The organism is Leptospira levettii (assembly GCF_002812085.1).
In the GTDB taxonomy this organism is placed as follows: Bacteria; Spirochaetota; Leptospiria; order Leptospirales; family Leptospiraceae; genus Leptospira_A; species Leptospira_A levettii.
On record NZ_NPDM01000003.1, the window covers coordinates 95,083 to 107,687 of the forward strand.

A 12,605-nucleotide genomic window follows, 5' to 3' on the forward strand; every position below is an offset into this window, starting at 1 on the left:
TTACCATTAACGATAAATCGATTAGCCAACACAGATTTTATTTCAGTGTTTCGTTTTGGTTGATGGTTTGGGTTTTGAAATTTGTCATTTTGTCTTCATAAATACTTTCTTCTCGAAAAGGGAGAAAGGCATTGTCGTAATGGATGGCGAGGTATTTGGAACTCGAACCAAAACCACGGATGAGTTCTGATTCAATGGTATCAAAATCATAAAACTCTATGGAATCCATGTACTGGCCATCATGGAGTAAATTCAAAAAAATAACAAACTTCCCTGAATGTTTTAAAATCTTCAGAGCAAATAACATTTCTCGCAGTTTCAAAAGATACAAATAGGGACGCATGTTCCTTGCCATCACCAATTTTTGTTCCGCTTCACTTACGTCACGTAACGCCAAACGTAAAAAAGCCTTTGTTTGTGCTTTTTCTTTGTCTCTTGCTTTTCTACCGAGTATCTCAAGTTCACTGCGAACAAGTGTTATGTTTTTTGTAAGAATTTTGTCGTAGAGTTGTATGAGTTTGTATTGAGTGGAACGAACGGCAAGGTAGGCTTCTCCATAATTTCCTTGGATATGAAGGCTTTTGAAACGTAAGTATTCATCGATAATGGATCGGTATTCCAATTTATCTTCTGCATCACCTAAATGGATGATACTGGAATCGAGGGAACGAACGAGGAGGTAGTTTTCTTCTGCGCCAAAGGCCACCTGTAAGTTTCCATTGGAGTAAGACGAGTCCACTCCGAATAAACAAAGGCCTCCTAATATACACAAAAGATAAGTTCGCACAGTAGAGTTTCGGCTTCTTCAGTGGTCAAAAAAAGTTCATAATTTCAAACGTTTGTTCCTTTGTAATTATGTCAGAAATTTTTCACCAAATCCTTAAAAAACACAGTTAATTCCAGTTCTTTCTACTCGTCCTTTCGGATACTTTTTGCATCTTGGTTTTATCTCTACTCTCCCTTCGGAAATTATATGATCAAAATATCTGGCTTAAACAAACAATTCAATGGAAACGTTTTATTTGATGACTTACAATTCAGTGTGAATCGCGGGGAAAGGGTGGGCCTCGTCGGGCGTAACGGACATGGAAAATCAACCCTTGTCCAAATCATCCAAGGAAAAACAGAACCCGATTCGGGAAACATCACCATCCCCAAGGGATACCGCATTGGCCATTTAGAACAACATTTGGTCTTCACCAAACCAACCGTACTCGAAGAATGTGCACTAGGTTTACCAGAAGGGGATGAGTACGAAACTTGGAAAGTCGAGAGGATTTTATTTGGACTTGGGTTCTCCGAAAAAGACATGGAACGTAGCCCCGATGAATTTTCGGGTGGGTACCAAATCCGTATGAACTTGGCAAAACTTTTAGTATCTGCACCCGACATGCTCATATTAGATGAACCAAACAACTACTTGGACATTGTCACCATACGTTGGTTAGAGGAATTCCTTCGAGAATGGGAAGGAGAAATCATTCTCATCACTCACGACAGAAGTTTTATGGACAGTGTTGTGACTCATACAGTGGCTATCCACCGCACAAAGGCAATCAAAGTGCAAGGTGATACAGAAAAGTTATACACACAAATCAACCAAGCTGAAGAAATTTATGAAAAAACTCGACTGAACGAGGCAAAAAAACGCAAACAAGAAGAGATGTTCATCGCGAAGTTTAAAGCAAAAGCGAGTTTTGCAAGTCGCACACAATCACGTGTCAAAAAATTAGAAAAACAAGGTGAGATGAAGGCACTCGATACCATCGAAGATATGGAATTGTATTTTAACAGTGCACCTTTTTCCGCCAACCAAATGTTAAGCGTAGAGGATGTATCATTTTCCTATGATGGAAAATCTCCGTATTTATTTGAAAATTTTTCCATCAGTGTTGGGCCTGAAGATCGGATTTGTATCATCGGAAAAAACGGGAAAGGAAAATCAACCCTTCTAAAATTGATTGCAGGTGAACTCACTCCTGTAACGGGAAGTGTAAAAAAACACCCCATCTTAAAAGAAGGATACTTTGGACAGACTAACAAATTGAATATGAACGAAAGTAATACGGTTGTCCAAGAGATCATGAGTGCTGACCCCAACTGTTCAGAAGGGAAAGCTCGTAACATTGCCGGTGGTTTGATGTTTTCAGAAGACCTCGCACTGAAGAAAATCAAAGTGCTTTCTGGGGGTGAAAAGAGCCGAGTTTTACTTGGAAAAATCCTTGTGACCCCATGCCACTTACTTTACTTAGATGAGCCAACAAACCACTTGGATATGCAATCCTGTGACTCCCTCATTGAGGCGATTGATAACTTTGATGGATCTGTCATCATGGTCACCCACAACGAAATGCACTTGCGCGCTGTAGCCACAAAACTCATTGTATTCGATGATGACCGAGTTTTTGTCTATGATGGTGGTTATGACGACTTCCTCAGTGACATTGGCTGGAAGGATGAAACCGTTTGAAACCAATCCTAACTGTAAAACAAGTTTCCAAGTCCTATGACAATGGATTCCAAGCACTGAAAACCGTAAATTGGGAAGTGGGCGAGGGAGAAATCCATGCCCTACTTGGACCGAATGGTGCCGGGAAAACCACTCTGATCAATTTGATCTGTGGCATTGTCTCACCTAGTGCCGGTGAGGTGAAAGTGGATGGGCATGATATCATCCAAGAATTTAAAAAAACAAGATCTCTGATTGGTCTTGTCCCACAAGAGCTCAGTGTCCATGCGTTTGAAACCGTTTGGGCGAGTGTGAGTTTTACACGGGGGTTGTATGGAAAACCGGCTAATCCAAAATACATCGAAGAAGTATTAAAATCACTTTCCCTTTGGGACAAAAAAGACCAAAGGATTATGACTTTATCTGGTGGAATGAAACGCCGGGTGCTCATCGCCAAAGCATTGTCACACGAACCAAAAATTTTGTTTTTGGATGAACCAAGTGCTGGTGTGGATGTGGAACTCCGTAAGGATATGTGGAAAATTGTAGAATCCCTTCGTAACAATGGAGTCACGATCATCCTCACAACTCACTATATCGAAGAGGCAGAGTTAATTGCAGACCGAATCTCTGTGATCCGAAAGGGTGAAATTTTCCTCACCGAAAACAAAGACAAACTCATGAAACAATTGGGAACCAAACAATTGCGAATTGAATTGAAAAAATCAATCAAATCGATTCCAAAGTCGTTATCAAAGTACAAACTCGAACTTTCTGATAACAATACCACCTTTGTTTTCACGTATGACCGTTCGGATGATAGTAGTGTGATGACCAAACTTTTGGATGATCTCAAAAAAGAAAAAATCCAATTCAGTGATTTGAGCACAAAACAAAGTAGCTTAGAAGAAATTTTTGTTCAGTTATTACAGGAGACCGTATGAATTTCCATGCCATCCAAGCAATTTATCGATTTGAAATGGCTCGTACATTTCGTACTCTATTACAAAGTATAGCCTCTCCAGTTCTTTCCACATCTTTGTACTTCATTGTGTTTGGATCTGCCATTGGGTCTCGGATCCAAGAAATTGACGGAATCCATTATGGAAGTTTTATTGTGCCGGGCCTTGTGATGTTATCCCTCCTCACGGAAAGTATTTCCAATGCATCCTTTGGGATTTATTTTCCCAAGTTCAATGGAACCATTTATGAAATCCTTTCGGCACCTGTGACGATGTGGGAAGTTGTGATTGGGTATGTGGGAGCTGCGGCAACCAAGTCTCTCATGTTGGGAATTCTTATGCTCATTACCGCTTCCTTTTTTGTTCCCATTCGCATTGACCATCCATTCCTGATGGTATTTTTTCTCTTACTCACCTGCATTAGTTTTAGTTTGTTTGGGTTTGTGATTGGGATATGGGCAGACAGTTTTGAAAAATTACAAATGATTCCGATGCTTGTGATCACACCTCTTGTATTTCTCGGGGGGAGTTTTTATTCGATCCAAATGTTACCAAGTTTTTGGCAAAAAATCAGTATGTTTAACCCAGTTTTGTATTTGGTGAGTGGGTTTCGTTATAGTTTTTTTGAACGAGCGGATGTGGCTTTGTCTGTGAGTATTGGGATGATCCTTGTGTTCCTTTCGGTTTGTTTGGCAGTCACATGGCTCATCTTTCGCACTGGGTATAAAATCAAAAATTAAGAACCCTAATCCTTTCGATTCTTTCTCTCTTTCTCCCTTAGGAACCCCATCCACTATTTTTGTTTGGTGAGGATCCTAAGGTCAGCAACTAATCTCTGTATGTCGCCAGTTCCTTTGGCGCGGTAAATCCCACGAAGGTATTTTTTCCCATCAAATAAAAAAATATTTTCTGTATGAACAAATTCATATTTGTTTTTTTCCACAGAAAATCCTTCTACTTCCGCCCCACATGTGGTTTTGGCAAACGATTCAATGATTTCAGGTTCCCCTGTATAAAAATTCCAGTTTGGATTTTGGATTTTGTAGAGAGTGCGGTACTTGGAAAGGACTGCAGGTGTGTCTTCTTTGGGATTGATGGAGATGGAACTAATTTCTAAGTCTTTGAATTCGGATAACTGTGGTTCGATTTGGATGATATTTTTAGTGATCATCGGACAAATCCCACGGCAGGTTGCATAAAAGAAAACAACCAAACTGATTTTAGGTGAATGTTCTCTGAGTAAAATTTGTTTTCCCAAATGGTTTGTGAGTTTGAACCCTTCGGGGATTTGGTGTAAGTCAGAGGTTTCGTTTGGAGCTTTTGTCCAAATGGGATCAAAGTCTTTTCCTAAAAAATAGGGCAAAGAATCCGTTTCCGGAGAAGATTGGTACTCCTTACAAGTACCCAATACAAACGAAAAAAAGAAACAGAATAGAAAGAGGGAAGTGGATTTGGAAAAAGATTTCCCAAAATAGAGATTTGGTTTCATTCCATTCGGACTTGGTTTTGTTTCAAAGATTTGCAAAAAGGGACTCTTTCTTTTTATCGTATTATCATAGTTTGGTGGAAGTATTTTGTGGGATCATACCAGTTGGGTTCTCTATTCCTTCCGGGATGGGATCACAGAGTTTACTCCCTGGTCGGCCAAAACTTTCTCCCGATTCCAAAAACACTTGGTTCAAATAAATTTGCCCCCGTTTGTTCCATTTTTTCACCACCTTTGGTTTCCCAGAAGGGAAAAAGGTTTGGTAGGTTGCCAATTGCCCATTGTCAAAGTATTCCAAATGTTCGCCGATTGGGACTCCCATATCATATTCCGAAGATTGGCGGACCTTTCCCGATGGGAAGTACAAGGTTTGGGTTCCATGTTTTTGTCCATACCGAATGTGCCGAGATTCGAGTAAGACACCAGAAAAGGATTTTACCGTATAACTTCCATGAGGTACACCTTTGTAAAATTCGGTTTCATAAGTTTCGGTTAGTACGGCATTTTCAGCCACGTAAAACCCATTGAATGGTTTTCCCTTGTACAAAAGAAAATGGTTTTGGTCTTCCGAAAGGTCTTTGTCTCCTTGTTTGACCGTTTCTTTGCCACAAGACAAAGAAAGGAAAAACAAAACAGAAACAAAGACAAATTGAAGTGGGAACAACAAGACCTTGTTAGTTGGAAACCGTTCCTGGTGTTCCATGGAAATAAGAACCAATTAGGGTATTGATTGTCGCAGTTGAATCATACGCATAATGGTAATGGTAAATTCCTCCGCCTGACGGGAAATGGACTGTAACTGCTGTATGACCGTGATTTGAGTCAAGAGCTGGTCCTACCGTACCTGGGTTGCCGTCATCGCCAGTTCCAGAAGTACCATTATCACATTTAAGCCCATAAACTGGGTATCCATCGATTAACATCCCAATCAAATTTGCATTGTCGTTTGTAACATTCAATGGTTGAGAATGGTGGTGGTAGATCCCTGCATTTTGTGGGTGGCCATTGTACTTATCAAAGGTTTGGGCTTCTGTCGATAATGTATCAGGGGCAGCTGCTGCATTATTAAAAATGGCAAGTCCATTCACAGTGATCCCAACGGAAGCATACCCACTTTGGGTACCTGTTTTGTTAGTGAGTTTTTCAGAAGGAGAACTTGGGATGGTATACACCAAACACTGAGACGAAATTTGGTTATTCCCAGCAGATTTTTGACCACTGGCAAGTGCTTCATACATGGGAGATGTGGAACCAAAATAAAAACTTTTGTTATTCGGGATATTTTGCGAACGGAATACATAATTACTTCCCGAAACAGAACCTACGGCACATTTAAAATTGTTTCGGATCCAGGCAGGTAAGTCTGCTGACATAGAAGAGGTCATACCAGTGATACAATCTGTATTGGTATCCAAGGTGGCAGTGGAGTTCACAACAGTGGTTCCTGTATATGCTGTATTGGCACAAGTGCGAATGCTTGCAGCCGCCGCTAACAAAAGTAAGGTTTCTTCATCAGAGTCTGATTTGGGTTTGCAGTTTGTGAGGAGAAGTACGAAGAGTACGAGAAGAGAGGTGGTCGCTAAAATTTGTTTCCTTTCCATAGAGGAAACAGCATAGAATGATTCTAGGTCTTGTCAAGGAATTTCCCCAATCGAAATTCCTTTCTTTCGAATCTTCGAAACTAGTTAAGTCTTTGTACTAATAGATCTTTAACAGTTCGACTTCAAAGATGAGAGTGGAATCAGGAGGGATGTTTCCCACACGTTTACTTCCATACCCAAGTTCTGGTGGGATGATGAGTTTTCGTTTGCCACCGACACGCATTCCTTTGATGCCCTTGTCCCATCCCTTCACTACTTCCCCTGCCCCTAAATTGAATTCAAAAGGACGGTTGCGGTCACGGGAACTATCAAATTTGGTTCCGTTTTGCAATTTGCCTACATAATGAACAGTTACATAAGAGCCGGAAAACGCTTCCTCCCCTTTGCCAATGACAAGGTCAATGATCTGGAAATCTTTTTCTGCAGACGCGATGGGGAGAACCAAAAGAAACATGATCGAAATCAAAAGGGAAAGGAATGGTTTCATATCTTTCGAAAGGGTAAAGAAACGGCAGAACTTTGCCAATGAAAAAAACTAGCTTAACTAAGTTCTCAATTTTTAGTTGAAACCATGTTTCATGAATTGGTCTTTTATTGCAAAGAGTTGGAAGCTTTTATTTTCCGAAATCAAATCCAAGAATTCAAAGAAGGGGAACACGATAGTTTTTTTGCAGAAGAAATGTTAAAAACCATCCAATCGGAATCCTTAAAAATACCCACAACGGAAAAACAAAAGTACCCAAATCTTCCTTGGGAAAAAATGGATACCATGTGGCAAAAGGATTTGGCTAGAGCCTACGATTACATCGACTTAAAGATGTTATACTATGTTTGTGCTTACGAAATTCCCAAATTCACAAAAACGATCAAATTAGAAATTCGTTAAAAACTTAGGCGGCAGTTCTACCGTTATTTTTGATGATTTCAATGTTCTCTTCAAAACGAACTTTTTCAGCATAGGTTCGTTTTCCAGAAAATTCCACACCCACAAGCAAATCACCTGATTCTTCTTTATGAGACCAAGCAATTTTTCCAAAAAAGCGGAATGGTGTTTGTAGTTTGAATACCAATTCTAATAAAATTCCTTTTTGTTTGGGAAGTGTTTCCACCAAACTACTGTTTGTGATTCGAAGTTTGAGACCAGTCGCAGATAAATCGATGACAGGAAATTTTTCAACAGTTGTCATTAGGTTTGCATCTTTGATCCTTTCGATCATTTCTGCAATTTGTGTTTGGTAAAACTTTAAATCGTCATCAGTGACAGTTTTGTCTTTGGTTTGTAAGAAGTAATATCCAATCGGAATGATTTCTTCTAATTCGTTTTTGTACAAAATTGGTAAAATAAGTTCGGATTTGATTTTTTTATCACGAGCGACAAACGCGAGTTTGTCGACATTCTCTTCGATATCATCTTCGTAATTTAAAAAACCTTCTGCGTCCATTCGGTAACTTTCAGGATTGGTTGCATCTTTGATGAACAAAATCTTTTGTGTTGATTTCACTACATCAAACTTACGTTCCATGCCTGATTTAAAAATATCCATAATCCCAGCTTCACCAGAACGAACCATCATACGTTTGCGATAGTCTTCAAAGTTCACACGTACAAGTGTTGGGATATTAAACATATTAGCTTCGATGATGGTTTTGGAACTGACGATGTTGGTTACATTGACCATTCCTTCTTCGGTGATGGTAAATCGAGGGTTTAACCTTTCTTTTTTAGCAATGAGTACTTTTTCGACCTTTAATTGGATTTTATGTGGGGCCAATTGTTTGACAAAGGTACAATGGAGTTCTAAATAACGAGCAAGTAACTTGGAAAGAACAACAGTCGATCCTTCACCGATAGGCCAAACTTCTGCCCATTGTACAATGATTTCTTCGCCACCAGGCACTTCTTGTAAAACCGTCATGGTTTGCACCTGACCATTCCAATTGGCTTTCATTTCCTGGTTCATTAAATAGTGTAAGATCACATGGTTTTTTTGTTCTTTGCCTGTGATTTGGTCCATTGGTCGCATAGCTAATTTCCAAGTTCTATTCTATTGTAACGGGAAATAAATTTCCCATCTATTGGAAAGTAAAGCCCATCCGCATCTCTTTGGCAAGAAAAAGGATTTTTTAAAGAAGCAGTAAGTGTTTTTTTTCTGTGAATTCATAACAGAATCGAATCCACGAAAAATGATTTTGTAAGTGAGAAAACTCGGGAAGGTACTGAATTAAAAATGATTCGCAACGTTTCTCACGTTCATTTTGTTTTTTTTCCATGACAGTTGTTAGATCATAAATTGTTTTTTCGTATATGGCTTTGTCCATATAACCTGCAAGCATTGCCTCTTTTAAAAATTCATTTTTTTGTTTCCACTCACTTGGGGAAAGTACGGGGATTGATTGGATCTCTGTCCAAAACTCTTTGAGAGTCCTTTCAATCTTAGGGATTTCCTTCTTTATGCCTTCACATTTATAATACAAAGTACGGAGATGGCTTTTCGCATTTTGTTCAATTTCGAGAAGAGATTCATCTCGGAAGGGTGGGAATAATTTTGGAAACGTAAATGTATACACAGGTCCAGAGTAGGGGACATACAATTCCAATTGGTAAAAGGAATGGGTCGACCATTGTAAGGTTCCCTTGACGGTTAAACCTTCGACTTCGATCTCAATGGTACGAATTCCGAGCATACAAATCAATTGCCTTCGTAGCGATTTTTATTGTCCTCTTTTCATTTTTTTTGAATCGTTTTTGCAACCAATTCTGGGTAGGAAGACTCTGGTTTGTAGAGACCTATGACTGAACAAAATCCATACCAAACTCCCAAAATTCCCAAGGCAAAAGGGACAAAACGGGCCCTTCTCGTAGAAGGTGGTGGGATGAAGGGTGCCTTTTCGGGTGGAGTGCTTTACGCTTGGAACCGCTTCCTTAGGCCAAATTACTTTGATTTGGTGGTGGGTGTCTCTTCTGGGGCTTGTGCGGCAGCTTATTATGTTTCCATGCCGAAAGTGGAACCTGTGAAAAGTGAAAAAGCACTTGGGGTTTGGTACAGAGACCTCTCTGGACGAAAACTGATTTCCTACTTCCACCCATTCCAAGGGAAAACATTCTTAAACCAAGAATACCTTATCGATTTTATCATCCGTAAAAAAGTTCGTTTGGAATCTGAAACATTGGATTCCAAAAAATTGCCTCATTTTGTGATAGCGGTCAGCAATTTACACACACATTCCATCGAGTACATCAAAGCAACATCCAGCAATGTTTTTGATTTATTAAAAGCAGCAACCTCTTTACCAATTGCAACCAGAGGAAAACACATGTTAAACGGGAAATTGTATTCGGATGCAGCCATCCTCAATCCACTTCCCATCCAAGATATCATTGAAGCAGGTTACAAAGAAATTGTTGTGATCATGAATTCTCCGATTCGGCATATATCAGGCCCGCTCACTCGCCTAACCAGTTTACTTGCATTCCCAAAACACAGAACCATCCGAAGGATGATGCGTAAACTCCACCATTTTCATTTTAATTTAGCGAGAGAAATTGTGGTGAAACCACCGAGAGGGGTAAAGATCATCACAGTGGCTCCTGACGAACCTCTCCCTGTCAAACTCACAACCACCATTCGCACAAAACTCTATAAAACGGCTTTACTAGGTGTCAAAAAAGGTGAGGAAGCCATTCAGTTCATTCTCAAACGTAAGAAAAAAACAAAATAAATAACTTTCTTAATTGTTTGGTGGTTCCGTTAAATCGGTTAAAAAGATACCACCGTAAGGTTTGTTGAAGGCATGGATAAATTCACCACCAACATACCATTTCCCATTTCTGTACATACTTGAAAATACCGTATTATCAGGGTTTGGTGCCCAATTTATGATTGTATTGGTTTTTGATTGGAATGCTCCCGCATAATTGGAAGTTGTTGACCCGTTGAGTCCCGTAAACGATCCACCTAGAAAAAATCTCCCATCCAAACTGGGAGTAATGGTATTCACAAATCCATTTGCATAAATTGGAGATGGGTTTACGTAAGATTGTGTGCCTAAGTCAAAAATGGCGATGTTTGGAAAACTCCCTATGCCTGAAATGGATGTGAAGATCCCACCCAAATAAATTTTCCCTTCATATAGGCTTTGTGTTGTCACATCACTCGATGGATAATTGGTAGAGGAGGGTAAGGAGATAGTCGTTCCATTCACCAAATCCACTGCACGATAATTGCTGATGGTATTGTCTCCATTTAAGGTTGTGTAGAGCCCACCTAAAAAGAGTGCATCACCGATCACAAGCATGGAAGTGGCACTATTTGCCCCAATGTTTGGATTCCAATTGGTGAGTTGGAGTGTTTCCGATGAAATGGCAGCAACACCATTTCGTGTTTGACCAGCAACTGTGGTCATCCCTGTTCCCCCAAAGAAAATTTGGCCATTGGCACTTGTGATGGTTCTGATTTCAATCGAAGGGTCTGTGATTTGTAAGTTTGTTGGATTTAAATCGTAATTTGGTAAATTGAGAACCGCAAATCCTCTCCTCGCAATTCCATTGATGGTTTCAAAACTTCCCCCTAGGAAGAGATGATTGTCTTTTACGTGAATGGATTTAATGGGATAATCAAATTGTGGAGTTCCATCAATGGGTGCACCAGATGCTTCATCTATCACAACAAAATTTCGTTTTGTTTGGACATTCACTGATGATTTAGCATATGTTAGGGCCAGTGCACCTCCATACGGGATCACTGCACCACCAGGATTTGTGACTGCTTCTTCCAGGGAAGGATTCCAATTGGTGAGATTTCCACTTGGTAGATCAAAACCTGCTGCATAATTTCTGGGAACCCCTTTCACATCTGTGAATTGGCCAAGTGCATACAATTGGTTTCCGATGATTTGTAAGGTAGATACAGATTGGTTTAGTCCAAATGTGTTATTTGTGGCGGTTCCCGATTGGTTGTCCACTGCAACAAGGCCGTTAGTTGTGGCCGCTCCCGTCACAGATGTAAACGATCCACCTAGATAAACTTGGTTTTCATTCTGTTGGATGGATTCCACAGTAGCATTTGGATTTGGGTTCCAAGAAGTCAATGTTCCATCTGGATAAAAGGCTACTGCGTTATTTCTAGGAGTTGTAAAACTTCCCCCCACATACAAAATCGGACTTCCTTGGAAATCCGTACCCATAACCAAATCAAATGCCGATCCAGAGGCAGAGAGTTGGCTTGTAAAACTAGAATCAATACTACCCGTGGAAGCTGAGAGTTTTACGATTCCCGATTTGGAGATAGAATTGACGGTTTGAAAACTACCTCCCACAAAAAGAGAAGACCCAAAGGATGTGATCGCATAAACAAAGTTATCGATAGTCCCTGCATTAAAACCGTTATTCAATTGGCCAGTGTATCGATTTAAAGAAGCAAGATTACTTTGTGTTCCAGATCCCCAAGAGCCAAAAAAACCACCTACATATAAATTATCACCTAGTACATGTAAGGCGTATATGGAACGCGAAGGATCCGAAACTGGATTAAAATTGGGATCCAATTGGCAACCGGGTAGGATATGGGCGACTTGGCTTCTAGCGAACCCTTGCACATGGGTGAATTCCCCTCCGATATAAAATCCTCCACTGCCATCCGCTACGGCAGTATAGGTGGCTCCTTTCACTTTTAAAAATGGACAAAAACGGCTGGGAACGGCGGCTCCCGATTGTGGATGGATTACAGATACACTTCCTGTCGCGAGTCCAGCGAATGTAAAATCACCGGCAATCAAAAGATGATTTCTGTAAGATGTCATTGCATAGACTTTTGCGGGTGGGCCAAACACTCCCCCATACAAACCAAACTCTTCAAAAAATGGAAAGGCGGGAAGGCAAGAGGGAGATTTATCACCTGTGGCATATCTCATAAGGGATGATAGAAAAAATGATTTGGATTCTACATCACAAGTGCTTTCTAAGGATGGTGGTTTACATAAACAAAGCGATAGATAGACAGAGAATAAAATCAAAAGACGAAGTGACACTTGGAAAAATCGCACCATTCACTCCATTCTAAAAATGGTCTCTCCTTGTCGACTGTTTTGGTTTGGAAAGATTTGTAATG

General features: G+C 40.1%; 13 protein-coding genes. 5 read left to right on the forward strand and 8 right to left on the reverse strand.

What is annotated here, in order from left to right; all coding sequences use genetic code 11:
- Positions 1 to 37 precede the first annotated feature (37 nt).
- Positions 38 to 787 carry an adhesin OmpL37 family surface protein gene (locus tag CH354_RS11710; RefSeq protein WP_100727060.1) on the reverse strand — a complete coding sequence of 250 codons (750 nt, stop codon included), beginning with the start codon at positions 785 to 787 and terminating at the stop codon, positions 38 to 40.
- A 186-nt stretch (positions 788 to 973) separates the two neighbouring features.
- Here CH354_RS11710 and CH354_RS11715 point away from each other — a divergent pair, with 186 nt between their 5' ends.
- Genes CH354_RS11715 through CH354_RS11725 form a run of 3 tightly spaced genes read left to right on the forward strand, consistent with a single transcriptional unit; the run spans position 974 to position 4,151 of the window.
- A complete protein-coding gene (locus tag CH354_RS11715) occupies positions 974 to 2,470 on the forward strand; it encodes an ABC-F family ATP-binding cassette domain-containing protein (RefSeq protein WP_100727059.1) in 1,497 nt (498 codons plus the stop codon).
- On the forward strand, positions 2,467 to 3,393 hold the full coding sequence (locus CH354_RS11720; RefSeq protein ID WP_100766486.1) for an ABC transporter ATP-binding protein: 927 nt from the start codon (positions 2,467 to 2,469) through the stop codon (positions 3,391 to 3,393). The genes CH354_RS11715 and CH354_RS11720 overlap by 4 nt, the downstream gene beginning before the upstream one ends.
- Positions 3,390 to 4,151 (forward strand): ABC transporter permease, encoded by a 762-nt coding sequence (locus CH354_RS11725; protein ID WP_100727058.1) that lies wholly within the window; start codon positions 3,390 to 3,392, stop codon positions 4,149 to 4,151. The genes CH354_RS11720 and CH354_RS11725 overlap by 4 nt, the downstream gene beginning before the upstream one ends.
- Before the next feature lie 53 nt (positions 4,152 to 4,204).
- Here the strand turns inward: CH354_RS11725 and CH354_RS11730 are convergent, their stop codons facing one another.
- The 4 genes from CH354_RS11730 to CH354_RS11745 form a co-directional block, all read right to left on the reverse strand.
- The gene (locus CH354_RS11730) at positions 4,205 to 4,936 is read right to left on the reverse strand and encodes an SCO family protein (RefSeq protein WP_243396058.1); all 732 of its coding nucleotides are present in this window, start codon (positions 4,934 to 4,936) and stop codon (positions 4,205 to 4,207) included.
- A 28-nt stretch (positions 4,937 to 4,964) separates the two neighbouring features.
- A complete protein-coding gene (locus CH354_RS11735; RefSeq protein ID WP_125226283.1) occupies positions 4,965 to 5,600 on the reverse strand; it encodes a toxin-antitoxin system YwqK family antitoxin in 636 nt (211 codons plus the stop codon).
- Positions 5,572 to 6,483: a YHYH protein gene (locus CH354_RS11740; protein ID WP_420843830.1), complete on the reverse strand. Its 912-nt coding sequence runs from the start codon at positions 6,481 to 6,483 to the stop codon at positions 5,572 to 5,574. Before CH354_RS11740 ends, CH354_RS11735 begins: the two co-directional genes overlap by 29 nt.
- A gap of 112 nt (positions 6,484 to 6,595) precedes the next feature.
- A complete protein-coding gene (locus tag CH354_RS11745; protein ID WP_420843831.1) occupies positions 6,596 to 6,952 on the reverse strand; it encodes an FKBP-type peptidyl-prolyl cis-trans isomerase in 357 nt (118 codons plus the stop codon).
- 117 nt (positions 6,953 to 7,069) lie between these two features.
- On the opposite strand from CH354_RS11745, the gene CH354_RS11750 reads away from it, so the two are divergent.
- Positions 7,070 to 7,384, forward strand: a complete 315-nt coding sequence (locus CH354_RS11750) for a HepT-like ribonuclease domain-containing protein (protein WP_100727055.1) — start codon at positions 7,070 to 7,072, stop codon at positions 7,382 to 7,384.
- 4 nt (positions 7,385 to 7,388) lie between these two features.
- Here the strand turns inward: CH354_RS11750 and CH354_RS11755 are convergent, their stop codons facing one another.
- A complete protein-coding gene (locus CH354_RS11755) occupies positions 7,389 to 8,522 on the reverse strand; it encodes a DUF1577 domain-containing protein (protein WP_100727054.1) in 1,134 nt (377 codons plus the stop codon).
- A 100-nt stretch (positions 8,523 to 8,622) separates the two neighbouring features.
- Positions 8,623 to 9,183, reverse strand: coding sequence for a hypothetical protein (locus CH354_RS11760; protein ID WP_100727053.1), 561 nt, complete (start codon positions 9,181 to 9,183; stop codon positions 8,623 to 8,625).
- A gap of 105 nt (positions 9,184 to 9,288) precedes the next feature.
- Here CH354_RS11760 and CH354_RS11765 point away from each other — a divergent pair, with 105 nt between their 5' ends.
- On the forward strand, positions 9,289 to 10,218 hold the full coding sequence (locus tag CH354_RS11765) for a patatin-like phospholipase family protein (RefSeq protein WP_100727052.1): 930 nt from the start codon (positions 9,289 to 9,291) through the stop codon (positions 10,216 to 10,218).
- 9 nt (positions 10,219 to 10,227) lie between these two features.
- Here CH354_RS11765 and CH354_RS11770 read toward each other — a convergent pair whose 3' ends face one another.
- A complete protein-coding gene (locus CH354_RS11770; protein ID WP_100727051.1) occupies positions 10,228 to 12,543 on the reverse strand; it encodes a hypothetical protein in 2,316 nt (771 codons plus the stop codon).
- Between the last annotated feature and the right edge of the window lie 62 nt (positions 12,544 to 12,605).